Below are 22,506 nucleotides of genomic sequence, written 5' to 3' on the forward strand. Positions count from 1 at the left end.
CGGCATGAACGTCGGGCGACCGCACCGAACACGGGCGGCGAGGGTGCTCGTCCGGGTCCGGTGCGATCACCCGGCGTCGGGTACCCACCGCAGCACGTCGCCCGGCTGGCACTCGAGCACCCGGCAGGCCGCGTCGAGCGTGGTGAACCGCACGGCTTTGGCGCGCCCGTTCTTTAGCACCGCCACGTTCGCCGGCGTGATGCCGATCGCCTCGGCGAAGTCGGCCACCGACATCTTGCGGCGGGCGAGCATCACATCGATGTCCACGATGATCGCCATCAGACGACCTCGGCGAGTTCGCTTCGAAGGGACGTCGCGCTGCGCAGCAGTCCGCGCATCACCACCATGAGCAGCACGAACGCGGCTGCGCAGAGCGCGGCACCGCCGGTGATAGCGAGGAGCCCGGGTGCGTCCTCGATCGGCAGGATGACGACGAACACGTACACCGAGAGCGCCAGCAGGATCACTGTGACGACCAGGCCCGCGCCGATGATGAGGTCCACCCAGCGGAAGGCGCGGGGAGTGAAGATCGCGTCCCGCCGCACCATCGACAGCAGTTGCCAGATCGCGAAGAGCGCCGCCTCCGCGCACGCGGCCAGGACGACCACCAGCACCGCGATCGCGACCGGGACGGTGGTGAAGTCCTCCTCCTGAGCGACGGTCTGCACGAACACCGGGAAGAGCACCGCGGCCTGCGCGATCACCGCCCCGAGGCCGAGGACGATCACAAGGGCGCGGAGGGCGAGGATGACGGGGGAACTCATGTATCGACTATGGGTCGATATCTATCGAAAGTCAATAGGTAAGATGACTGATCGACGACGGCTCATGCCTGCTCCGGGGCGACTTGGCTACTCGCGGGGCTGCACGCGGTCGCGCTGCCGACCGGTCGCCCGGGCCTTCGCCGGGATGTCGATCGGACCCGTGACGGTCAACTCGTCCTCCCAGCACTCGATGCCAGTGATGTCGGGCAGGATGTCGCGGGTGAAAACGGGGTCGCGACCCTCACGGCGCTGCCGTGTGTAGTCCTTGAGCAGCCGGAAGGCGATGCCGGACAGCAGTCCGATGGCGATGAGGTTGGTGAGCGCCATGAGCCCCATCACGCCGTCCGCGAAGTTCCAGACGAGGTCGGCGCCCACCACCGAGCCGGCGAGCACGGCCACCACGACGAGCACGCGGTAGGCGGTGAGGACCGAGCGGCGACCGGTGATGAACTCGATGTTCGACTGGCCGTAGTAGTAGTTGCCGAGGATCGACGAGAACGCCAGAAGGAAGATGATCACGCTCAGCGCGATGTTCGACCACTCGCCGAGAGAGCCGACGAGGGCGCCCTGGGTGAGGCCGATGCCCCGCTCCGCGCCCGCGAGGTCCGGCACCGAGACGAGGATGATGAAGGCCGTGATCGAGCAGACGAGGAAGGTGTCGAAGTAGACGCCGAGCGTCTGCACGAGTCCCTGCTTGACCGGGTGCGTGACGGCGGCGCTGGCTCCGGCATTCGGGGCGGAGCCGAGCCCGGCCTCGTTCGAGAACATTCCGCGCTTGACGCCGGTCAGCAGGATGTACCCGAACGCCGCGCCGACGACCTCGTTGAAACCCCAAGCCGAGGTGAAGATCTCGACGAATACGGGGCCGATGCGGTCGACGTTGAGGGCGACCACCACGATCCCGAGCAGCAGGTAGGTGAGCGCCATGATGGGCACGAGCACCTGCGTGACGGAGGCGATCCGTCGAACGCCGCCGAACACGACGAGCGCCGTCAGTGCCGCGATGCCCAGCCCGATGCCCCAGGGCAGCCAGGGCAGGTCGCCGCCGACGCTCGAGGTCACGGTGGCCGAGATCGTATTGGCCTGCAGCGAGCTGAACGCGAACGGGAAGCAGATGATCAGGATGATCGCGAACCACACCCCGAGCCAGCGCGCCTTGAGGCCGCGCTCGATGTAGTAGGCCGGGCCACCGCGGAAGCTGTCGGTGTCGCGCACCTTGAAGAGCTGGGCGAGGGAGGACTCGATGAAGCTCGAGGCGCCCCCGATGAACGCCATGACCCACATCCAGAACACGGCGCCGGGTCCGCCGACCGCGATCGCGGTTCCGACGCCGGCGATGTTGCCGACCCCCACGCGAGATGCGGCCGAAATGGTGAACGCCTGGAAGGCGGACACCGACTGCGGCTCGCCGGAATCGTTGCGGGGCGTCTTATTGGTGAGGGTACGGAACATCTCCGGGATCATGCGGAGCTGCACCGCCCTCGACCGGATCGTGAAGTACAACCCCAAAACGATGACGACGGGGAGGACCAACCACGTCCACAGGTTGTCGCCCCACGTCAGTAACCATTCGTTCACCGAATCCATGCTCGCCAGTATGACCTTCTTTCCCCACCCGGCGGAAGGAAAGAACCACAGCGTTTACGCGCCGGATACATCGGATCGTGCGGCTGCCCGCGCACGCGGGTTCGGTATTGCGCTAGTTAAACTAGAACAATAGGATGTGAAGCATGCTCATCCGATTGGACCCCGCCTCGGCCACGCCGTTGTTCGATCAGTTGGCGGGCAGCATCCGCGCGTCGATCATCTCGGGTCGCGTTGCGGCCGGTGAGCGACTGCCCGCCGCGCGGGATCTCGCCACATCGCTCGACGTCAACGTGCACACGATCCTGCGCGCGTACCAGGAACTGCGGGACGAGGGGCTCATCGAACTGAGACGGGGTCGCGGCGCCATCGTGGCGTCAGCACCCCGCGACTTCGGCGATCTCACGGCTGCAATCGACTCCGTTGTGGCCGAGGCCAGAGCATCCGGCGTTCCCCCCGCGGCTCTCGCCGCCCTGATCCGAGAGGCCTATCAATGACCCAGCACACCGAGGACGCCGCCGCCGCCGCCGCCTCCGCCTCCGCCCGCGACTCGCGGTTTCGCGCGAAAATGGTCGGGGCGTACGCGCCTATCGCTCTCACGGCGATCACGGCCGTGATCACGGCGACCTGGATTCCCGCGCTGCCCGACCCCATCGCCGTGCACTGGTCGGGCGACACCCCCGACGGCTTCGGCACCGCGTGGCTCTTCGTGCTGACCCCGCTTCTCGTCTGCGGTCTCTTCGGCGTCTTCGTGACCGCCGCCGCGCGACCCACTCCCGCCGGCCTCCTCACCGCCTCGCAGAAGCTCGTGCTCGTCGTGAGCATCGGGCTGGCGGGGCTTCTCTCGATCGGGCTCGGCGGAACGCTCTGGGTGCAACGCGGCCTCGAGAACGCCGCCGACGCATCCGGTGGTGCCATCTGGATGCTGTGGGGATTGCTCGCGGGCGTCGCCCTCGCCGTGTCGGCGTGGTTCTTCCTGCCGAAGAGCGATACGACGCGGGTCGTCGGCGAGGCCCCGCGCCCTCTCGACCTGGCGCCCACGGAGCGGGTCTCCTGGAGCCGGAGCATCGCGCTCTCCCGGGGAGCGCGCCTGGCGCTGATCGTTGCGGTCGGACTGGCGTTCGCCGGGCTGCTCGTGGTGGCGGCGAGCGGATCTCGCGCCGGTATCGCCGTGGCGCTGGCCGCCTTCGTTCTCCTCGTGGGGCTCGGGGTCGCCACCACGCGCTGGCGGGTGACCATCGACCGTCGGGGTCTCGTCGTCCGCAGCGCGCTCGGCTGGCCGCGCATCACGATCCCCGTCGAGCAGGTGCGCGACGTGACCGTGGTCGACGTCACCCCCATCGCGGACTTCGGCGGCTGGGGCTGGCGCTGGTCGGCCGACGGTCGCCGCGGCATCATCGTGCGTGCGGGGGAGGCAATCCAGGTGACGCGCACCTCGGGTCCCGCCTTCGTCATCACCGTCGACGACGCCCGCACCGGGGCTGCGGTGCTCGCCGGAGTGCGCTCCCCGCGCTGAGCCGACGGCGCGGGCGGTGCCGGCGTCGGCGGCGGTGCGGGCGTCTGCGTCGGTGCCGGCGCCAGTGCCGGCGTGGGCGAGCGTTCGATGCGGTGAGCAGGCAACCGGGGGAGTAGGGACCTCTCCGGTCCTGATACCTGGGCCCCCCGAACGCGGGGACGATAACGCGGCGTGCATTCGCTAGCGTCGTCGACGGGTGCGACGCATGAGTCGTGCCCGGAGTGCCGCACCGCCGGGGGGTTGCGTGCCGCACTCCTGAATACGGGGGGTACGAACCCATGCTCAATCGACTTTTCCGGGCACGGGGCACACGCCGCGCTGTTGTCACGCGGCTCTGCGCAGCGTTCGTGGTGATTCCGGTCGTCTTCGGCGGAACGGCACCGGCCGCCTCCGCGGCGCCCGGAACGGCCAGCACGTCGGCATCCTCGCTTCGGTACGAACCGGAGGTCCGACCGCCGGCGATCCGGTATTCCGGGAAGGACAGGTTCGACTCCGCGGTCGCCGTGTCCCGGCAGTACCCGGCCGGGGTCCCCGTCGCCTACATCGCCACCGGCACGCACTACGCCGACGCGCTGACCGCGGGACCGGCGGCGACAGCCGAAGGCGGCCCGCTGCTGCTCACGATGCCGGGCGCGCTGCCAGCCACCGTCGCCGCGGAGCTGAAGAGGCTCGCACCGGAACGGATCGTCGTCGTGGGCGGGGAGCGCAGCGTCACCGCAGCCGTCTTCGCCGAACTGCAGACACTCGCACCCGCGATCGTGCGGGTCGGCGGGGCCGATCGGTACGCGACGTCAGCGGCCGTCGCGACACTGGCGTTCGGGGCGGGGGGAGCGTCACGGGTGTACCTGGCGACGGGTGTCGACTTCCCCGACGCACTGTCCGCCGGCGCGGCAGCCGGGGCACGCGGAGCCGCGGTGCTCCTCGTGAACGGAGCGGCGCCGAAACTCGACGACGCGACAATTTCGGTCATCCGCGCGTTGCGCCCGGATGACGCGGTTCTCGCGGGCGGACCGGTGAGCCTGTCGGCCGGCGTCGAAACGTCCCTCGCCGGCGTGAACCTGCCGGGAGGGGTCACCCGCCTCGGCGGGAAGACGAGGTTCGAGACATCCGCCCTTCTCAACGGGGAGACGTTCAGCGCACCCACGAAGGTGTATCTGGCCACCGGCCACAACTTCCCGGATGCGCTCGCCGGGGCGGCGCTCGCGGGCCGGGATCACGCTCCGCTCTACGTGGTGCGGAACGACTGCGTTCCGCAGGCCATCCTCGACCAGATCAACGCTTCCCCCTCCGCGCAGGTCATCCTCCTCGGGGGAACGACCGTGCTGACCGCGGGCGTCGGAACGTTGACATCGTGCGAGATTCCCGACGGGACCCCGGCCGGGACTCCGACCCTGACTCCGAAGAACGTCATCGTTCTGATCTCCGACGGCGGCGGGTACAACCAGTACGACGCCGCCCGCCTGTACGCCACCGGTTCCAGCTACGCGCAGGTCTCCGTGAATCCGTATACCGGTAGGGTCGCCCGGTCGACGAGCGTGCCGTCGGAGGTCTACGACACCTACCCGACGCAGCTCGCGCTCGCCCACTACTCGGCCAGCGGACGCGCCCGATACACGCCGGCCGAGGCCTGGGCCGATTTCGACTGGGTGAAGGAGGGGCCCACCGACTCCGCTGCTGCCGCCACGGCGTTCGGCACCGGCGTGAAGACGACGAACGGAACCATCGGATTCGACCCCGCCGGGAACCGCCTGCTCACCATCGGCCAGCAGGCGAAGGAGGCCGGGAAGAAGGTCGGCCTGGTCACCTCGGTGCCCTTCAACCACGCGACCCCCGCGGGCTTCATCGCCCACAATGCCACCCGCAGCGACTACCACGGTCTCGCGACCGAGATGATCAACAGCGGAGCAGACGTCTTGATCGGCGGCGGTCACCCCGACTACACCGACGCCGGAGTGCGCCGCGCCTCGTCGTACGGTGCCGGGTCGTGGATCTCGCAGGCGGACTTCGCCCGCGTCTCGTCCGGGCGCACCGGATTCACGTACATCGAGAGCCGCGCCCAGTTCGAGGCAGTCGCCGCCGGAACGAACGTTCCCGACAGGCTGTTCGGCCTGGCCCGTGTCGCGCAGACGTTCCAGTACGGCCGACCGGGTGCCTCCGACCTCACCGCGCTTCCCCACGCCTACCCGCCGATCCGTGACGTCCCCTCCCTCGAGACGGCGGCGGAGGCCGCACTGAACGTGCTCGACACCGGGGACGAAGGGTTCTTCTTGATGGTCGAGTCGGGTGCGGTCGACTGGGCCGGCCACAACAACCGTCTGCCGCGCATCATCGAGGAGCAGCTCGCCTTCAACGCGGCGGCCGAGGCAGTCGACGCGTGGGTGGAGGAGAACAGCAGCTGGGAGGAGACGCTCGTCATCGTCACCGCCGACCACGAGACCGGGTACCTCGCCGGTCCCGGTGCCGGCGGTGCCACCGGGTGGACGGCGATGACCGGTCGCGCCGGTGCGTTGCCGAACGTGTCCTGGCACTCGATCGGTCACACGAACGCCCTCGTCCCGCTCTTCGCGAAGGGTGCCGGTTCAGAGGTCCTGACCGCCCGTGCGACCGGTCACGATCCCGTCCGCGGTGCCTACCTCGACAACACCGATGTCGGGGCGGCGATCTTCGGGTTCCTCGGGCGCGAGGTGCGGTAGCGAGAGCCGCGAACGCGCGGCGCTGCTGGTGCCCCTGGAGGGACTCGAACCCCCAACCGTTTCCTTAGGACGGAACTGCTCTTCCATTGAGCTACAGAGGCGGAAACCGGCGGGATGGGAGCCGGTGACAGCGGGAGTCAGTCTACTGCGCGGGGGAGTGCGAGTGCGGGGCGTGCCTTCGACGGCATCCCGGGCCGTGCCGCGCGAAAGGCTTGCGTCCCTTCGACAGGCTCAGGGACCGTGGGGTGGCGAACTCAGGGACCGCCCTTTGACGGACTCAGAGACCGCTGGTGCCGCGGCAGGTCAGTCGAGGAGGGCGCCGGGGAGGGTGGTGCGGAGGTGACGACGGACCTCCTCGGCCATATCCACCGAATCCGGGTTGTAGAGCCACTGCACCTGCAGGCCGTCGATGAGGGCGACGAGCCTGCGCGCCGCACCTGCGGTGTCCAGGTCCGCGGGCGCCGTGCCGCGCGACTTGAGGTCGTCGAACGACGACGCGATCTGCGTCACCACCGAAACGTAGCGATTCACAAAGTAGTCGTGCGCCGGGTGGTCGGGCGACGTCGCCTCCGCCGAGAGGATGCAGTACAGCGACACGAGGCCGGGCACCGTGGCGTTGTACTCGACCAGCCGCACGAGCCCCCGCAGCATGTCGAGTCCGTCCGCGTCGGGCTCGAGGGAGAACACCTCGCGAGAGATGTCGTCCCGCAGTTCGAGCACCCCGGCGAGCAATTCGCTCTTGCTGCTGAAGTGATGCAGGAGCCCCGCCTGGCTGATGCCGACGCGCTCCGAGATCTCACGGATCGATCCGCCGTGAAAGCCGACGGTGGAGAACACCTCCATTCCCGCCTCGAGGATCTCGCGTCGTCGGGCGGCGGTTTTCGCGTAGGCACCACGGCGCTTCACTGCGTCGGTCATGGCCAGAACCCTAACAGCCGAAAGGTATTCGAGCAGGGAGTTGACATGCGCCGGAACGGTGGTGATCTACCGCTGCGCACCGGTAGATTCCGGAAGTGCTATGGGGCAGGAAGGCGGATGGTATGGCTGAGCGCGAGGTCACGTATCGACGGGTGAGCGGCGCCCTCGACGAAGTCGAGGCCGAAGCCGAAGCCGACGCGGACGCCGAAGGAACGGAAGCCGGGGTCACCGCTAACTCCGACGACGCCGACGAGATCGCCGAGGTGCTGCGCGTCTCGAGGGTCACCGCCATGCCGTGGCTGCCGGTCGTGCACACGCCGGAGGAGGACCGCGCCTGGGTGCGCGCCGTGCTGCTGCCCGAGCACACCGTCTGGGTAGCGGAACAGGATGCGCGGATCGTCGGGGTGCTCGCCATCCGTCCGGGATGGCTCGATCAGCTGTACGTGCTCCCGGATGCGCAGGGCGCGGGCATCGGCACCCGGATGCTGCGGATCGCTCGCGACGCGAACCCCGGCGAGCTCCGCCTGTGGGCGTTCCAGGGCAACGAGCGCGCCCGACGGTTCTACGAGCGAGCCGGATTCGTCGTCGAGCGGATGACGGACGGCGCCGACAATGAGGAGAGAGCGCCCGACGTGCTCTACCGTTGGACCCCATAGCGCTCACCGTCGAGCACGCAGCACGACCCATACAGAACGCAGATTGGGCGCACCGCCCCTGCCCACCCGCCACCGCGGCGCAGTACGCGACATCCGGGCGCGCCCCGAAACCATTCCCGGTATTGACAATTAGTCTGTTCGCGTGTGGCGCGCCAAAAACCCTTCCAACGATGAGGACATGCTGTCCGACATCGGCCCCGAGCAAGTCGAGGACCCGTTGAGCAACGCATCCCACAACACGACAGCGCCGCATGCGCTGAACATCGGCGACCCGCACTTCGAGGCGGGCAACGTTGCGCAGCCGACCTGGCAACGCTGGCGCGGCCAGCTCGCCGCGGTGGGCGGCACGTCGCCCCTCCTGCACTTCGTCGACACCCCGCGCACGCGCATCGAACTCTCGACCACGCACCCCGGCGGCCTCGCCCAGTTCATCACGGGCAAGTCCACGCTGCTGTCGAGCCTCCTCCGCGACGAGGTCGCGCTGCGCTCGGCGCGCGTGGCCGCGGGCGACCTCACCCAGAAGGGCATCGAGCTGCTCGCCGCCCGGGGCATCGACTCGGTGCACCTCGCGATCGGTCTGGCCGAGTGGCGGAACAACGACGGCCACTTCCTGGCGCCGGTTCTCTTGCGCCCCCTCGCCATCCGGCGGCACGGTCGCGACTTCGAGCTGAAACTCACGGGGTCGCCCTACCTCAACCCCTCGCTCGCCCGTGCGCTGCACGAGCAGTTCTCCATCACCCTCGACGCCAAGGCTTTCGTGGCGCTCGCGATGTCGGACGGTTCCTTCAAGCCGCAGCCCGTGATCGACCGCCTGCGCGGCCTCACCTCGCACCTGCCCGCGTTCGACGTGCAGCCGCGCCTCGTGGTGTCCTCCTTCGCGGAGGTCGGTCCGGCGATGGCGCGGGACGCCGCCGATCTCGACCACCTCGTGCTCGACGCGCTCGCTGGCAACCCCACCGCGCGCTGGGGCGTCACGGAGAGCTACGCGCCGGTGGAGCCCATCCACCAGGACGACCGCCCGCCCGTCACCGACACGCTCCTCCTCGACGCTGACTCCGAGCAGGAGTTCGTGATCGCGCAGATCAACGCCGGCAACTCGGTCGTCGTGCAGACGCTGCCCGGCACCGGGGGCACGCAGACCATCGTCAACTCCATCGGATGCCTCGTCGCCCAGCACAAGCGCGTGCTCGTGGTGAGTCCGCGACACTCGACGCTGCGTGGCATCGCCCATCGCCTCGGCGACATCGGCCTTCCGGGACTGGCGGTCTCGCCGGGCTCGCTGCGCCGGGACATCGTCGGCTCGATCTCCCGCAACGAGAAGGCCCGCAAACCGCAGGTCAGCGAGGTGGACGACGCCCTCGTGCGCCTGCGCCACGTGCTGCTCGACTACCGTCGCGCGCTCAACCGCAAGGACTCCGTGCTCGGCGTCTCCGTGCTCGACGCCCTCGGTGAGCTCGCCCGCCTGGCGCTGCTGCCGCATCCGCCGGCGACGACCGCGCGCCTCACCCGCGAGTCGATCGAGGCGCTCGCCCACGACCGCACCTCGGCGGCCGACGCGCTGATCAAGGCGGCCGCGCTCGGCGAGTTCCGCTACGGGCCCGATGATTCGCCCTGGTACGGCGCGAACTTCCCCAGCACGGATGCGGCGACCTCGGCGCACGAGTTGGCGAAGCAGTTGCACAGCACCGAGCTGCCCGAGCTCATCGACAAGGCTCGCGCCCTCATCGGCACCACCAAGATGCGCCAGTTCGAGTCGATCGCCGAGCTCGGCGTCTACGTGCGCCTTCTGCTCGACGTCCGGGACACGCTCGACAAGTTCCAGCCGGTGGTCTTCGACCGCTCGCTCAGCGAACTCATCACCGCCACGGCTCCGCGCCGCGATCGCAGCGAGATGTCGGGTGCGAACCGTCGCCGCCTGCGCAAGCTCGCGCGAGAGTACGTGCGCCCCGGCGTGCACATCGGCGACATGCACGCGTCGCTCGTCAGCATCCAGCAGCAGCGCATCCTCTGGCAGCGTTACGTGGCTGGGGGAGTGACCCCGGAGGTGCCCGTCGGCCTCGCCGAGGTGGAGGCGGCCTACGAGCGCGTGGCCGAGGATCTCGCCGTGCTCGACGAGCCGCTGAGCGCCCTCACCCGGCCGACCCCGCTCGCCGAACTGCTCATCCCCGAACTCCGGGGCAAGGTCGAGGGTCTCGCCGAGGACTCCGAGGTGCTGGCCAACCTGCAGGAGCGCACCGCCCTGCTCGCCGACCTCCGCGCCCTGAACCTCGACCCGCTGCTGCACGACCTCTCGCACCGTCACGTTCCCCAGCAGCGAGTCGGCGCCGAGCTCGAACTCGTCTGGTGGCAGTCGGTGCTCGAGCACATGCTCGCGAGCGACAAGGCCCTCCTCAACGCGAACACCTCGGTGCTCGATCGGCTCGAGTCGGACTTCCGCCTCGTCGACGAGGCGCACGCCGGAGGCAGCGCGCAGCTGCTCGCCTGGCAGCTGGCCGAGACCTGGAAGATCGGACTGGTCGACTGGGCCGACGAGGCGCGTGAGCTCAAGGAGCTGCTCCGCACCGACGACGTGGATGCCGCGGGCGTGCAGCGCGTGGCGCCGCACCTGTCGCGCACCGTCGCCCCGGTGTGGCTCGCGTCGCCCTACGAGGTCCCTGACATCACCGACGGTATGCCGTTCGACGCCCTCTTCCTCGTGGATGCGGGCGCGCTGACCCTGGCGGAAAGCGTCGGCGCCATCCGCCGAGCGAAGCAGACCGTGGTCTTCGGCGACCCGGTGACCCAGACGCCCTCGCCGTTCACCATCGGCCTCACCGAGCCCGATCGTGACGGCGAGCACCGCCCGCGCGACGGGGAGCCGTCGCTCGACGAGCTGCACGCCGACTCGGCGCTCGCCCGCCTCGGCGAACTGCTGCCCGTGCTGTCGCTCACCCGCAGCTACCGGGCTGGCGGTGAGGATCTCGCCGAGCTCGTGAACCGCCGCTTCTACGGTGGACGCATCCAGTCGCTGCCGTGGGCCGGCACCTTCCTCGGTCATGGCAGCCTGTCGCTCGACTTCGTGGAGAACGGCCACGGCATGGCCGACGAGGACACCGGCGCCGTCGAGAGCGTCGACGCCGAGGTCGCCCGCGTGGTGGAGCTTGTGCTCGACCACGCGCGCTGGCGCCCCCGGGAGTCGCTCATGGTGATCACCGCAAGCGCGAAGCACGCCGTTCGCGTGCAGCAGGCCGTGCTCGCCGCGGCCGCGAAGCGCTCCGACGTGACGGAGTTCTTCCTCGGCGACAGCGCCGAACCGTTCATGGTCGCGACCCTCGAGCAGAGCGTGGCGCAGAGCCGCGACCGGGTGATCTTCTCCATCGGCTACGGGCGCACCCCGCACGGCCGCGTGCTGTCGAACTTCGGCGCGCTGGCCGCCCCTGGCGGCGAGCGGCTGCTCGCCGTCGGGATGACGCGGGCGCGCCGGTCCATGGTGATCGTCTCCTGCTTCCAGCCGAGCGACATCGAGGAAGACCGGATGCGCCACGGCATCGTCGCCCTCGCCCAGATCCTCGCCGAGGCGAAGGCGCGCACCACGGAGGAGACGGTCCCCGACGACTCCGACGCCATGCTCGTCGACCTCGCCCGGAGGCTCGAGGTGCTCGGGCTCGAGGTCTCCCTCGGTCACCGCGGCAAGCTCGGCCTGGTCGCATCGTTCCAGGGGCGCGCCATCGCCATCGAGACCGACTCGATCGTGGGCCAGGCGAGCCTGCGGGAGTCGCTGCGCCTCCGACCGGAGATGCTGAAGCGACTGGGCTGGCACTACCTCCGCGTGCACAGCTTCGAGCTGTTCGCCGACCCGGATGCGGTGGCCTCGAAGATCGCGAAGGCGCTCGGCGCCGCGTCGCGGCACTCGGCACCGCACACCGAGCCCATCCCGATCCAGACTTCCAACGCTCCGGATGCAGCGGACGCGTCGGACACGGCCGAGTAGTCGCGGTGTCATGACGAAACGCGATCCGCGCGTGCCGCGCCGGGTGCGCACCGAGCCGGCACCCGGCTCCGACCCGACGCCGCAGGCCCTTCCCGGGAGGGACGCGCCGATTCGGGCCGGTGAGGACACGGACGCGGCCTGGGGTGCTGCTGCCGGGTCTGCGACGCGGGAGTCGGGCGCGGGCGAGAACGACGAGCGACTCCGCCGTGACGTTCCCCCGCACTGGTAGCGGCCGAGTTAGTCGGCGCGGCGAGAGCGGAGCGTTGCCCTAGGAGAAACGCTCCAGTGGGGAACGGGGGAACGTCAGATCGCCCTACAGCGCGGGGCCGCCCGGCGTGCGGTCGATTGGCGCTGTGCGCTCGACCTGCACTGTGCGCTCGGGCTGCGAGTGGTTCCCCTCCGGGGAGGGGCGACCGGCGAGCAGGTCGCGGATCTCGATGAGCAGTTCGGCCTCGGTGGGCGGGAGCTGCTCGGGAGTCGCCTCAGCCTCGGCCTTCTGCCGGGCGAAAGCCACCTTCTGCAGGTGGTTGATCGGCAGCACGAGCACGAAGTAGACGACCGCGGCGATGATGAGGAACTGGAGCACCGCACCCACGACCGCTCCGAAGCGGATCTCGGCGAAGGCGCCATCGGTCAGTGCGGGCACCCGCAGCACCCAGAGCGCGTCGAGGCTCTCGGCCCGGAACAGCGCTCCGATCGCGGGATTGAAGATGTTCTCGACGAGCGAATTGACGATCGCGGTGAACGCGGCGCCGATCACGACGGCGACCGCCAGGTCGATCACGTTGCCCCGGAGGATGAACTCCTTGAAGCCCTTCACCGCTACTTGCTTCCGCCCGACGATCCCGAACCGGAGCTCACGGGTGCGGACGACGACGTGCGGGACGAGGATCCGCCCGAGCCGCCGGACGAGCCGCCGGATCCACTCGACCCCGAGCCGGACGAGCCGCCAGAGCTGCCCGACCCCGATCCGGACCCTGACGATCCCGACCCGGAGTCCGACGACTTCGTGCTCGAGCCGCTGCCGGAACCGCTGTCGGACCCCTTCGAACGCGACCCACCCTTGCCGGAGCCCGACTTCTCGGCCGCGGCACGCGAATCGGTGCGGTAGAACCCGGATCCGTTGAAGGTCACGCCCACGGCGGAGAAGATCTTGCGCAACTTGCCCGAGCACACGGGGCACTCGGTGAGCGAGTCGTCGGTGAAGGCCTGCTGGATGTCGAAGGCGTTGCTGCACTCGGTGCAGCGGTAGGAATAGGTGGGCACGGTGTCCTAGAAGGTAACGACGCGGGTGGGAGTGACGATCCCGTTCACCGGCTGGTCGTGCACCTCGCGGGGCACGGAATCCACGAATTCGGAATCGAACACTACAGCGTAAACCGGCGGGCACGCTTCCATCGAACCGAGCGTCTTGTCGAAGTATCCGCGGCCCCATCCCATGCGGATGCCGGCGCTGTCCACGGCGGCGGCGGGCACGATGATCAGGTCCACCGCGTTGATCGCCAGAGGGCTCAGTACCTCGCCGACCGGCTCGGGCAGCCCGAACAACCCCTCCGTCTCCTGCCGAGCGTCGCTGACCACCCAGTCGAGCAGTCCGTCCTCCCGCGAGATGGGGAAGAGGATGCGGATGCCGCGGTCGTTGGCCCAGTCGAGGAAGGGTCGGGTGTTCGGTTCGTCGGTGGCCGCGAGGTAGCAGGAGATCGACCTCACGTCGAGGTCTTCGACGAGCGTGACGAGGTTCCGCGTGAGGCCCTCGGATGCCGCCTGACGTTCCGATGAAGTCATATGGCGGCGGCGCTCGCGCAGTTCCCGTCGGAGCGCACGCTTGCGGTGACCTTCATCCGAAACCATGTGGACAATTTTAGTTAACATTTCTCGATACCCTCTCCTCATGGGTTTTCAGATCACAAAGGCCGTCATTCCTGCCGCAGGCCTCGGCACGCGTTTCCTCCCCGCCACGAAGGCCATGCCGAAGGAGATGCTGCCGGTCGTCGATCGACCCGCCATTCAGTACGTGGTCGAGGAGGCCGTCTCGGCCGGGCTGCACGACGTGCTCATGATCACCGGCCGCAACAAGAACGCGCTGGAGAACCACTTCGACCGCAATGCGGAGCTCGAGGCGACCCTGCTGAAGAAGGGCGACAGCGAGCGTCTGCGCAAGGTCAACGAGTCCACCGACCTCGCCGATGTGCACTACGTGCGCCAGGGCGACCCGAAGGGACTCGGTCACGCCGTGCTCCGTGCTCAGATGCACGTGGGACGCGAGCCGTTCGCCGTGCTGCTCGGCGACGACATCATCGACGCTCGCGACCCGCTCCTCACCAAGATGATGTCGGAGCAGATCAAGCGCAACGCGACCATCGTGGCGCTGCTCGAGGTGGACCCGTCGCAGACGCACCTGTACGGCGTCGCGACCGTCGAGGAGACCGAGGATGAGGACGTCGTGCGCATCACCGATCTCGTGGAGAAGCCGGCCCCCGGCACCTCGCCGTCGAACTACGCCATCATCGGCCGGTACGTGCTGCGTCCGGAGATCTTCGACGTGCTCGAGAAGACCGAGCCGGGCAAGGGCGGCGAGATCCAGCTGACGGACGCGCTGCAGAAGATGGCCGGCGCTCCCGAGTGGACCGGTGGCGTGTACGGCGTCGTGTTCCGTGGTCGCCGCTACGACACGGGGGACCGGCTCGACTACCTGAAGGCGATCGTGCAGCTGGCATCCGACCACTCCGACCTCGGCGACGACTTCCGCCCGTGGCTCAAGGAGTTCTCCTCGGCACTCGACAGCTGATCCCGCTTCCCGAACGACGCCGTGTCGCTCTCCACGCCCACCCTCTCCGAGGGTCCCATCACCATCCGTCCCATCCGGATCCGTGATGCGCGCGCGCTTGAGCGGGAGCTGCTCGACAATCGCGGATGGCTGCGGCAGTGGGAGGCGACGAACCCGCACGCGCCCGTGTCGTTCGACACGCGGGCGAGCATCCGGTCGCTGCAGGCCAACGCGCGTGCCGGGCACGGGCTGCCGTTCCTCATCGAGTACGAGGGTCGGCTCGCCGGTCAGCTGAACGTGTCGGGCATCACCTACGGGTCGCTGTCGTCGGCGACCATCGGGTACTGGGTGTCCGAGCGATTCGCGGGCAAGAATGCCACGCCCACGTCGGTGGCGCTCGCGACGGACTACTGCTTCTTCCAGCTCGGCCTGCACCGGATGGAGATCTGCATCCGCCCGGAGAACAAGCCGTCGTTGCGGGTGGTCGAGAAGCTCGGCTTCCGCTACGAGGGACTCCGGCGGCGGTACATCCACATCAACGGCGAGTGGCGCGACCACTTCTGCTTCGCCCTCGTGGTGGAGGAGCTCGACACCGGCGTGCTGCGGCGGTGGCAGGAGGGCGACGCGCCCGCGTCAGCGGCGGCCGTGCCGCAGGCCGACCGGGACGCCGCGGCGACGCCCCTCTCGGTCACCCGACGCCGCTGAGCGACCGGGCGCGCTGAGCCCACGGTCCCTGATCTTGTCGAAGGGAGCGCCGTTCACGGTCCCTGAGCCTGTCGAAGGGACGCGCCGTTCACGGTCCCTGAGCTTGTCGAAGGGACGCTCGCGGCCTCACGTCGCTTCGACAAGCTCTGCGACCGCAGCTTCCGATCCGCCCGCCCGACACGGTCCCTGAGCCTGTCGAAGGGACGCGACACGCCGCGAAACGCGGGACACACCCTCCGTGCCTGAACGGTGCGAACCCGCCCCGCTCCTAACGTAAGAGCATGGAGTTCGGCGGCATTATTCTCGCGCTATCAGCGCTACTGTGGCTCGCGTACCTGCTGCCCACCTGGCTGCGGCGTAGGCAGTACCTCGCGACGGAAAAGAATGCTGTGCGACTGCAGCAGACGTTGCGGATTCTGGCCGAAACGGCCGAGGTGCCCGACGCGGTGCGAGCCGAGACATCGGCGCGCAGCGTGGCCGAACAGCAGCGGGCGCTCCGCCGTGCCGCCGAAGAGGCCGAGGCCGCCTCGCGGGCTCGCGATGCCGCAGCCGAGCGCGCTCTGCCGAAGGTGACCGCTCGAACCGCCGCGTCGCCGACCGCGGCCGTGCGCCTGCGTCGGGCGCGCCTCACGACCACGCTCATCCTCACCGGTGCGCTGATCACCATGGTCGTGGGCATCTCCCGCATCTCCGCGGGCGGATCGTGGACCGTGCTCGTCGTGGGATCCATCGTCGGCATGCTGGCCGTGCTCGCCCTGCAGCGAATGGCTCGGGTCGCGCACGCCCGTCGGCGCATCGTGCAGGCGCCGCGACGCACGGTGACGCGCACCAGCTTCACGGACTTCGCCGAACCCGGCGACGTCGCGCCCTCGGTTGAGCAGGAGGCGGCCCCGTGGACGCCCGTCCCGGTGCCCAAGCCCCTGTATCTCTCCCGCACCGCACTGCCGGTGTCGTCCGACGCTCTCGAGGCGGCCGTGGCCCGCGCCACCGCGGAGCAGGAGCTGCGGGACGCGGCCGCACGCGCAGACCGCGCGCTCCGCGAGACGCAGGGCGAGAGCGGAGCGGATGCGGTGGAGGCCACTCCCGCGGAGGCCGAGGCGCCCGCGGTCTCCCGTCCGACCGCGGTGCCCGCCGCCGAGGCCGAGACGCCCGCCGCCGCGCCCGCGGATAGCGCCCCGGCCGCCCCCGCCGCGCCGCAGAGCCGCTTCGCCCGCATGGGCATCGTCGAGGATGCGGAGCCCGGCATGGCGGACCTTGACGCCGTGCTCCGTCGCCGTCGCGCCGCGGGCTGATCCGTCGACCGTCGAGGTGCGTCGCGACTTCCGTCGCGGCGCATCGTGCGTTCGGGGGAGTCTCCCCGGCGTGATAATCTCGACAAGCAGTTTGGGGCTATGGCGCAGTTGGTAGCGCGTCTCGTTCGCAATGAGAAGGTCAGGGGTTCGAATCCCCTTAGCTCCACCACCACGCAATGTCTCGCGACTTAGGTCATCTAGGTCGCGAGACATTCGTCATTTCTGGGACCATTTGCCGGGGCGGCGAGAGACGGTTTCGCCAGTAGCCGCGCGCGAGGTCGAGGTGGTCGCTGAGGATCTCGCCGGTGCCGGAGTGGATGCCGGTCCGCGATGAGCGTAAACGGTGAGCAACAGATGCGCGGATGCCTGCGCGAAAGCGCCTGGAAACGCAAGAGAGGGAGCGCCCGATGGGCACTCCCTCTCTCGTGCTAGGTGTTGGTGCTAGATGCTGAGCGTGCGGCGGCTCGTCCGGCGGAACAGCACCAGGGCGGCACCGGCCAGCAGGAGGAACGCGGCGAGACCGGCGAGCGGAGCGCTCTCCGAACCCGTGTACGCCAACTCGTCGTCAGCCCAGCTCTTCTTGCCGCCCTTGTCGGAGGATCCGTTGTCGGCGGGGGTGTGCGAGATCGGCGTCACGGTACCGTTGTCGGCCGGAACGGTCGGCGGGATGACGGGCGCGGGATCGGCGATGAGCTCGAAGCTGCCGGTCACGCTCACGTCGGAGTCCACGCCATTCACCGTCACGGTGTAGATGCCGAGCGGGGTGTCGCCGAAGAGGAAGAGCGGAGCCTCGAAGGTGCCCGTCTCATCCGCTCCACCGAGCGCCTCCAGCGCGTCCTCGTCGAAGACGATGGTGGCACCACCGGGTGCGGTGAGGATCACTTCGACGTCCTCGTTCTGCTCGAACCCGGTCGCGGAGACCTGGACGCCCTTGAGGGGGTCCTTGGCGTCGCTCACGGTGATCTGCTCGGGAAGCAGGATGATGCCGGGCGCGTTCGGCTCGAACGGCTCCCCACCGGGGGCGAAGACGATGTCTACGCTGCGGAGGGCGTCGGCGACGATGGTGCCGTCGCCACCGACGCGGGTCACGTCGATGGTGACGTCGGTCTCACCGTCGTCGTCCTGCACGACCTTGCCGAGGTCGAGTGCCGCCGAGAAGACGCCGGCCGCGTCGGCGAGGGTGGCGCCCACGACGACCGGGACGGTGTCGCCCGGGTTCGTGACGGTGGCGAGGATGGCCTCACCCGGCGCGGAGGTGCCGGTGAGCACGGGCGTGTAGGTGTCGACGGTCGATCCCTCTGCGGGCAGAGTCACCGTGTAGGGGTAAGCCGGAGCGGCGACCTCGACGATCGTGATCGACACCGTGATCGGGGCACCGACGACGGCGAGTTCGCCGTCGAGTTCGGTGATGGTGACCTCGATCTCGGTCTGGTCCTCGGCGAGCTCACCGAACGAGACGGGTGCCGACCACGTCAGGTCCGTTCCGACGACCACGGGAAGTGCAGAGGTAGCCGCGGTCGTGTCGCCGTCCGCATCCTCGTAGGTGATCGCGATCGTGTCGAGAGCGGTGACGCCCGTTCCGGCGAACATGGCGGCCGCGGGGTCGAACTCGGCACCATCGGTGGGGGTGACGAGCGTGAGTGTGCCCGGCTCGGCCTCCGGCAGTTCGATCGGGTCGACGGGTGCCGGCTGCTCACCGGACACCGGCTCCTCAGCGGGCTCGTCGACGGCCGGTTCCTCGGCAGCGGGTTCTTCCGCGGTCGGTTCCTCGGCAGCGGGTTCTTCGGCGACGGGCTCCTCCGTGACGGGCTCTTCCGTGACGGGCTCGGTGACCGGTTCCTCCGCGACGGGCTCCTCCGTGACGGGCTCTTCGGCGACGGGCGCCTCGTAGGGTGCGGCGGGCGCTGCGTCGACGGCGGGTTCGGCGGCCGCGGTCGTCGCGGTCTCCTCGGGGGCGGCGATGGCAGCCGGCGCGACGAGGACGGCCGGGACGCCGACCATGGCGATGGCGACGCTGGCCGCGAGGAGCCGGCGTCCGGGTACGGGTGAGGGACGACCGGGTGAGTCGTCGGATGGGCGGGCCGTGCGTATCTGCATCGTTGCTCCAGGCTGAGTCGGGCGTGCGCCAGGGGAGCGACGGACCGACGGGAATCACGGGACGGGTCGCCCGTTTTCCGAACCTTACGGCCCGTGGGTAACCGCGAGCAATCGTTTTCCCCGCATCGGAGAAATAACGGCGGAACTGGGGCGCGAAACGGGGGCGTCCGCACAATTCCGGGCCCCGCGCGTAGGCCCCGCGCTTCGATCACCCCTCGATGAGGTGCTGGAATCGTCCCGGTGTCGTACGTCGGGCGTACCGTGGCCGCATGAGCGTTCCACCCGTCTGCAGCATCGTCGACGAGGTCGGCCGGCAGTGCCCTGAACCGGTGGACGGAGCCGCGCCGCTCAACCTCTGCACCCATCATCTGGTCGCCGCGCACGACTGGGTGGCGGGCGACGTGGGCGTCACCGACACCCTGCCGTCCCCGTGCCAGGCCTGCGGATCCCGGCTGGGCGTGCGGTATCCCTCGGGGTGGCTCTGCGCCATCTGCGAGTGGAAGGTCGGCGACATTCCCGACGAGGACATCGCCGAGCGACGGGTCGACGTGGTGTACTACCTGCGCTTCGGCGACCGGATCAAGATCGGCACCTCGAGCAATCCGCGGATGCGGCTCGCGAGCCAGCGCTACGAGCAACTGCTCGCGTTCGAGCGCGGCACCCGGGCGGTGGAGCAACGGCGGCACGCCCAGTTCGCCGAGTTCCGCATCCTGCGCACCGAGTGGTTCGACATCTCCGAGTCCCTCCTCCGCCACATCGACGTGCTGAGCGCCGGTGTGGACGACCCCTGGCAGCAATACGCCCGCTGGGTGAGCGAGCGCCTGGCTTTGAAGGGCTAAGGGGATGAGGGGGAAACAGGGTGGTGAGGGCTGAGGGAGAGAACGGGTGAGGGGTAAACGGGCTGAGGGGGAGAACGGGCGCAGTGCGACGACAGGCCGAAGGGGATCGCGGGCTGAGGGGGAGGGGTGGGTTTCAGCTGGCCATCGCGACCCCGCCCGTTACGGTGAGTGCATGGCTAGCACTGCACACGTCGCGCTGATCACCGGAGCCAATCACGGCATCGGCGCGGCGCTCGCCGAGCGCCTCGCCGCCGACGGGGTGGCCGTGGTCATCACCTTCCTGTCGTTCGAGGATCCGGAGGACGAGGGCACGCCCGAGCGTCAGCGGGACGCGCACCGACAGGATGCATCGGGAGTGCTCGAGCGCATCCGGGCAGCGGGCGGCCGCGCCATCGCCGTTTCCCAGGACCTCCTCGACGCCGACGCGATTCCCGCTCTGTTCGACGCCGCGGAGGAGGCGTTCGGACCGGTGGACGTGCTGATCAACAACGCCACCGGCTCGTTGCAGGACACGTTCGTCACGTCGTCACGGGACTGGATGGGACGCCTGCAGTCCCGCGTCACGCCGTCGGGGTTCGACCGGCAGTTCGGGATCGACGCTCGTGCAGGAGCGCTGCTCATCGCGGAGTTCGCGGCGCGGCTGCAGGAGCGGAACGGCACCTGGGGGCGCATCATCTCGCTGACCTCGGGCGGGGAGCGCGGGTTCCCGGGCGAGGTGTCGTACGGTGCCGCGAAAGCGGCGCTGGTCAACTACACGATGTCGGCGAGTTTCGAGCTCGGCCGCTTAGGGGTGACCGCCAACGCGGTGCATCCCCCGGTGACCGACACCGGGTGGGTCACCGACGACGTGCGCGATGCCGTCGAGAAGAACGACGCGTTCTTCAGCGTCGCCGAACCCGAGGAAGTGAGCGACGTGGTCGCATTCCTTGTGTCGGACGCGGGACGGCGGGTGACCGGCAACATCATTCGGATGGCGTAGCGGGCACCCGCCGTTCGGCGGATCCACGTGCAGAGGATCTGCATGCAGGGGATCTGCATGCAGAGGATCCGCGAGTGGATCGGATCGGCCGGAGGCTTACTCCGGGTCGGCCTTGGTGACCTGCACGATGCCGTGGTCGTGCTCGGGCGGGGAGTAGATCGAGTACAGCTTGAGCGTCTCGTCGCCGATCGCCGTGACGTTGTGCCAGGTGCCGGCGGGCACCATGATGGCCTCGCCGTCGCCCGCCTCCCATTCGTGGATCAGGTTGTCCTCGGCGGGACCCATCTGCACTTTGCCGCGACCGCCCTCGATGCGGAGGAACTGGTCGATGTTCTCGTGCACCTCGAGGCCGATGTCGTCGCCGCCCTTGATGGCCATGACCGTCACCTGCAGGTTGGAACCCGTCCAGATCACCGTGCGGTAGTTCTCGTTCACCAACGAGGCTTCCTCGATGTTGACGACGTGCGGCTCGGGACCCTTGTCGGTGGTGCTCATCGGTGTCTCCTTCGTTTCGTTCGGGGGCTTCTTCTTCGAACTTAGCGACAATGGCCGACGGTGGTCGGGCCGGATGGACTCGGAGGGCCCGGAGTGCGTGCCCCTCCGGGCCCGGGCCTCCGCGCCTAGGCCTGTGCCGCCTCGAACTCGGCGGCGAAGCGGTGTCGGAGCGCCGCCTTCTCCGCCTCGGGGAGCCAGGCCGCCTCCACACCGGCGAACGCCATCGCGCGGAGCTGGCTCGCGGTCGCCCCGATCTGCTCCGACAGGATGCGGTACTCGTCGGCGAGCGTGGTGGGGAACATGCCGGGATCGTCCGACGCGGGGATCACGTTAAGTCCGGCATCGAGCATCGCCGCGATCGACGCGCGCCGCCACGGCCGCCACGACCGCCGCGATGTGGTGGACACCACCGTGAACGCCACCTGTTCGTCGCGCACGCGCTCGACGACCGCGGGATCCTCGAGCACGTAGTACCCGTGGTCGATGCGGTCGCAGCCGAGCACGTCGAGGCACGTCACCGTGTTCACCGCGGTGGGCGCGTGCTCCGAGGAGTGCGCCGTCCGACCGAGGCCGGCTTCGCCCGCGAGTCGATACGCGTCGACGAAGCGCTCGGGCGGACCGGCCGTCTCGAGGTTGTCGAGACCGATGCCCGCGACGTACTCGTGCGGATTCGCCACCACCTCCCGCACCAGTTCGAGCGCGTACTCGCCGCTCCGGCTTCGGTCGATACCCGCGATCATGCGACCGGTCATGCCGAAGTCGCGCTCGGCCATGCGGATGCCTTCGGCATACGCCTCCACCGAACCCGCGTAGCCGAGCGACGACAGGTGCTCGGGAACCGCGTCGAAGAACAGCTCGAGGTGCCGGGTAGAGCTTTGAATGTGGGCATCCTCGAAGGCCTCGTAGACGATCCGGGTGAGGTCCTCATCGCTTCGAAGCACCTCGGTGACCCACCGCGATGCCTGGAACAGCGAGTAGGAGATGTCGGGCTCGTCGGCGCTGCGCCCCTGCGGCACGGGGATGCGGGTGTTGCGGTACAGCTCCGGGTCGGGCGGGAGGGAGTTGATGTCCGCGAAGATTCGTTCCGGGTCCGCGGGCAGCTGCAGTCCCTCGCGGCGGGCCAGCTCGGCGAAGGTTCGCGCCCGTACCGTTCCGATCAGGTGGCAGTGCAGGTCGACCTTCGGCATCGCCCGGATGTCGACCGCCCGTGCGTCGGGGGAGTCGGTCATGG

General features: G+C 69.3%; 21 protein-coding genes and 2 tRNA genes. 12 read left to right on the forward strand and 11 right to left on the reverse strand.

All coding sequences use genetic code 11. The annotated features are described in order from the left end of the window. Positions 1–66 precede the first annotated feature (66 nt). The 3 genes from EY822_RS09625 to EY822_RS09635 form a co-directional block, all read right to left on the reverse strand. Positions 67–279, reverse strand: coding sequence for a helix-turn-helix domain-containing protein (locus tag EY822_RS09625; protein WP_150308071.1), 213 nt, complete (start codon positions 277–279; stop codon positions 67–69). Then, positions 279–764, reverse strand: a complete 486-nt coding sequence (locus tag EY822_RS09630) for a DUF2975 domain-containing protein (protein ID WP_150308072.1) — start codon at positions 762–764, stop codon at positions 279–281. Before EY822_RS09630 ends, EY822_RS09625 begins: the two co-directional genes overlap by 1 nt. A gap of 87 nt (positions 765–851) precedes the next feature. Next, positions 852–2,351 (reverse strand): alanine/glycine:cation symporter family protein, encoded by a 1,500-nt coding sequence (locus EY822_RS09635; RefSeq protein ID WP_150308073.1) that lies wholly within the window; start codon positions 2,349–2,351, stop codon positions 852–854. Positions 2,352–2,494: 143 nt separating this feature from the next. Here EY822_RS09635 and EY822_RS09640 point away from each other — a divergent pair, with 143 nt between their 5' ends. The 3 genes from EY822_RS09640 to EY822_RS09650 all read left to right on the forward strand — a co-directional run bounded on the left by EY822_RS09640 (position 2,495) and on the right by EY822_RS09650 (position 6,557). Continuing rightward, a complete protein-coding gene (locus tag EY822_RS09640) occupies positions 2,495–2,845 on the forward strand; it encodes a GntR family transcriptional regulator (RefSeq protein WP_150308074.1) in 351 nt (116 codons plus the stop codon). Continuing rightward, positions 2,842–3,864, forward strand: coding sequence for a DUF1648 domain-containing protein (locus EY822_RS09645; protein ID WP_150308075.1), 1,023 nt, complete (start codon positions 2,842–2,844; stop codon positions 3,862–3,864). The genes EY822_RS09640 and EY822_RS09645 overlap by 4 nt, the downstream gene beginning before the upstream one ends. Positions 3,865–4,211: 347 nt before the next feature. Beyond that, positions 4,212–6,557 (forward strand): alkaline phosphatase, encoded by a 2,346-nt coding sequence (locus EY822_RS09650; protein ID WP_227497172.1) that lies wholly within the window; start codon positions 4,212–4,214, stop codon positions 6,555–6,557. A gap of 26 nt (positions 6,558–6,583) precedes the next feature. On the opposite strand, the gene EY822_RS09655 is transcribed toward EY822_RS09650, so the two are convergent. Both EY822_RS09655 and EY822_RS09660 read right to left on the reverse strand, forming a co-directional pair. Then, a tRNA-Arg gene (locus EY822_RS09655) sits at positions 6,584–6,658 on the reverse strand. 202 nt (positions 6,659–6,860) lie between these two features. Beyond that, entirely contained in the window at positions 6,861–7,475 is a 615-nt protein-coding gene (locus EY822_RS09660; RefSeq protein ID WP_150308077.1) for a TetR family transcriptional regulator, read from the reverse strand. A 122-nt stretch (positions 7,476–7,597) separates the two neighbouring features. Here EY822_RS09660 and EY822_RS09665 point away from each other — a divergent pair, with 122 nt between their 5' ends. From EY822_RS09665 to EY822_RS09675, 3 genes are all read left to right on the forward strand, one after another. Then, positions 7,598–8,131 carry a GNAT family N-acetyltransferase gene (locus tag EY822_RS09665; protein WP_150308078.1) on the forward strand — a complete coding sequence of 178 codons (534 nt, stop codon included), beginning with the start codon at positions 7,598–7,600 and terminating at the stop codon, positions 8,129–8,131. Positions 8,132–8,309: 178 nt separating this feature from the next. After that, a complete protein-coding gene (locus EY822_RS09670) occupies positions 8,310–12,101 on the forward strand; it encodes an AAA family ATPase (RefSeq protein ID WP_150308866.1) in 3,792 nt (1,263 codons plus the stop codon). Positions 12,102–12,111: 10 nt separating this feature from the next. Beyond that, positions 12,112–12,330 carry a hypothetical protein gene (locus EY822_RS09675; RefSeq protein WP_150308079.1) on the forward strand — a complete coding sequence of 73 codons (219 nt, stop codon included), beginning with the start codon at positions 12,112–12,114 and terminating at the stop codon, positions 12,328–12,330. A gap of 84 nt (positions 12,331–12,414) precedes the next feature. On the opposite strand, the gene mscL is transcribed toward EY822_RS09675, so the two are convergent. Genes mscL through EY822_RS09690 form a run of 3 tightly spaced genes read right to left on the reverse strand, consistent with a single transcriptional unit; the run spans position 12,415 to position 13,952 of the window. Next, on the reverse strand, positions 12,415–12,921 hold the full coding sequence (gene mscL, locus EY822_RS09680) for a large conductance mechanosensitive channel protein MscL (RefSeq protein ID WP_150308080.1): 507 nt from the start codon (positions 12,919–12,921) through the stop codon (positions 12,415–12,417). A gap of 2 nt (positions 12,922–12,923) precedes the next feature. Next, entirely contained in the window at positions 12,924–13,367 is a 444-nt protein-coding gene (locus tag EY822_RS09685) for an FmdB family zinc ribbon protein (RefSeq protein ID WP_150308081.1), read from the reverse strand. Positions 13,368–13,373: 6 nt separating this feature from the next. After that, complete coding sequence (locus EY822_RS09690; RefSeq protein WP_150308082.1) at positions 13,374–13,952, reverse strand: 5-formyltetrahydrofolate cyclo-ligase; 579 nt, start codon at positions 13,950–13,952, stop codon at positions 13,374–13,376. Between the two features lie 40 nt (positions 13,953–13,992). On the opposite strand from EY822_RS09690, the gene galU reads away from it, so the two are divergent. The 4 genes from galU (at position 13,993) to EY822_RS09710 (ending at position 17,034) form a co-directional block, all read left to right on the forward strand. After that, positions 13,993–14,889 carry a UTP--glucose-1-phosphate uridylyltransferase GalU gene (gene galU / locus EY822_RS09695; RefSeq protein WP_150308083.1) on the forward strand — a complete coding sequence of 299 codons (897 nt, stop codon included), beginning with the start codon at positions 13,993–13,995 and terminating at the stop codon, positions 14,887–14,889. Positions 14,890–14,910: 21 nt separating this feature from the next. Continuing rightward, the gene (locus tag EY822_RS09700) at positions 14,911–15,573 is read left to right on the forward strand and encodes a GNAT family N-acetyltransferase (RefSeq protein ID WP_150308084.1); all 663 of its coding nucleotides are present in this window, start codon (positions 14,911–14,913) and stop codon (positions 15,571–15,573) included. Between the two features lie 281 nt (positions 15,574–15,854). After that, entirely contained in the window at positions 15,855–16,865 is a 1,011-nt protein-coding gene (locus EY822_RS09705; RefSeq protein ID WP_150308085.1) for a hypothetical protein, read from the forward strand. Positions 16,866–16,958: 93 nt separating this feature from the next. Further along, positions 16,959–17,034: transfer RNA gene (locus EY822_RS09710), tRNA-Ala, on the forward strand. 272 nt (positions 17,035–17,306) lie between these two features. Here the strand turns inward: EY822_RS09710 and EY822_RS09715 are convergent. Then, positions 17,307–18,962, reverse strand: coding sequence for an LPXTG cell wall anchor domain-containing protein (locus EY822_RS09715; protein ID WP_150308086.1), 1,656 nt, complete (start codon positions 18,960–18,962; stop codon positions 17,307–17,309). 269 nt (positions 18,963–19,231) lie between these two features. Between EY822_RS09715 and EY822_RS09720 the strand changes: the two genes are divergently transcribed. Together EY822_RS09720 and EY822_RS09725 are read left to right on the forward strand one after the other, a co-directional pair. Beyond that, positions 19,232–19,801: a GIY-YIG nuclease family protein gene (locus EY822_RS09720; RefSeq protein WP_150308087.1), complete on the forward strand. Its 570-nt coding sequence runs from the start codon at positions 19,232–19,234 to the stop codon at positions 19,799–19,801. Positions 19,802–19,973: 172 nt separating this feature from the next. Continuing rightward, positions 19,974–20,780, forward strand: a complete 807-nt coding sequence (locus tag EY822_RS09725) for an SDR family NAD(P)-dependent oxidoreductase (RefSeq protein ID WP_150308088.1) — start codon at positions 19,974–19,976, stop codon at positions 20,778–20,780. Positions 20,781–20,876: 96 nt separating this feature from the next. On the opposite strand, the gene EY822_RS09730 is transcribed toward EY822_RS09725, so the two are convergent. Further along, positions 20,877–21,275 (reverse strand): cupin domain-containing protein, encoded by a 399-nt coding sequence (locus tag EY822_RS09730; protein WP_150308089.1) that lies wholly within the window; start codon positions 21,273–21,275, stop codon positions 20,877–20,879. A 125-nt stretch (positions 21,276–21,400) separates the two neighbouring features. Further along, positions 21,401–22,504 (reverse strand): adenosine deaminase family protein, encoded by a 1,104-nt coding sequence (locus EY822_RS09735; protein ID WP_227497173.1) that lies wholly within the window; start codon positions 22,502–22,504, stop codon positions 21,401–21,403. Positions 22,505–22,506 lie beyond the last annotated feature (2 nt).

The sequence above is a fragment of the Planctomonas psychrotolerans genome (assembly GCF_008642235.1).
Lineage (GTDB): Bacteria > Actinomycetota > Actinomycetes > Actinomycetales > Microbacteriaceae > Planctomonas > Planctomonas psychrotolerans.

Bases quoted from the DNA above. Each gene is read 5' to 3' on its own strand.
- EY822_RS09625 (WP_150308071.1), bottom strand. From the start codon at position 279: ATGGCGATCATCGTGGACATCGATGTGATGCTCGCCCGCCGCAAGATG.
- EY822_RS09630 (WP_150308072.1), bottom strand. From the start codon at position 764: ATGAGTTCCCCCGTCATCCTCGCCCTCCGCGCCCTTGTGATCGTCCTC.
- EY822_RS09635 (WP_150308073.1), bottom strand. From the start codon at position 2,351: ATGGATTCGGTGAACGAATGGTTACTGACGTGGGGCGACAACCTGTGG.
- EY822_RS09640 (WP_150308074.1), top strand. From the start codon at position 2,495: ATGCTCATCCGATTGGACCCCGCCTCGGCCACGCCGTTGTTCGATCAG.
- EY822_RS09645 (WP_150308075.1), top strand. From the start codon at position 2,842: ATGACCCAGCACACCGAGGACGCCGCCGCCGCCGCCGCCTCCGCCTCC.
- EY822_RS09660 (WP_150308077.1), bottom strand. From the start codon at position 7,475: ATGACCGACGCAGTGAAGCGCCGTGGTGCCTACGCGAAAACCGCCGCC.
- EY822_RS09665 (WP_150308078.1), top strand. From the start codon at position 7,598: ATGGCTGAGCGCGAGGTCACGTATCGACGGGTGAGCGGCGCCCTCGAC.
- EY822_RS09670 (WP_150308866.1), top strand. From the start codon at position 8,310: ATGCTGTCCGACATCGGCCCCGAGCAAGTCGAGGACCCGTTGAGCAAC.
- EY822_RS09675 (WP_150308079.1), top strand. From the start codon at position 12,112: ATGACGAAACGCGATCCGCGCGTGCCGCGCCGGGTGCGCACCGAGCCG.
- EY822_RS09690 (WP_150308082.1), bottom strand. From the start codon at position 13,952: ATGGTTTCGGATGAAGGTCACCGCAAGCGTGCGCTCCGACGGGAACTG.
- galU (WP_150308083.1), top strand. From the start codon at position 13,993: ATGGGTTTTCAGATCACAAAGGCCGTCATTCCTGCCGCAGGCCTCGGC.
- EY822_RS09705 (WP_150308085.1), top strand. From the start codon at position 15,855: ATGGAGTTCGGCGGCATTATTCTCGCGCTATCAGCGCTACTGTGGCTC.
- EY822_RS09715 (WP_150308086.1), bottom strand. From the start codon at position 18,962: ATGCAGATACGCACGGCCCGCCCATCCGACGACTCACCCGGTCGTCCC.
- EY822_RS09720 (WP_150308087.1), top strand. From the start codon at position 19,232: ATGAGCGTTCCACCCGTCTGCAGCATCGTCGACGAGGTCGGCCGGCAG.
- EY822_RS09725 (WP_150308088.1), top strand. From the start codon at position 19,974: ATGGCTAGCACTGCACACGTCGCGCTGATCACCGGAGCCAATCACGGC.
- EY822_RS09730 (WP_150308089.1), bottom strand. From the start codon at position 21,275: ATGAGCACCACCGACAAGGGTCCCGAGCCGCACGTCGTCAACATCGAG.
- EY822_RS09735 (WP_227497173.1), bottom strand. From the start codon at position 22,504: ATGACCGACTCCCCCGACGCACGGGCGGTCGACATCCGGGCGATGCCG.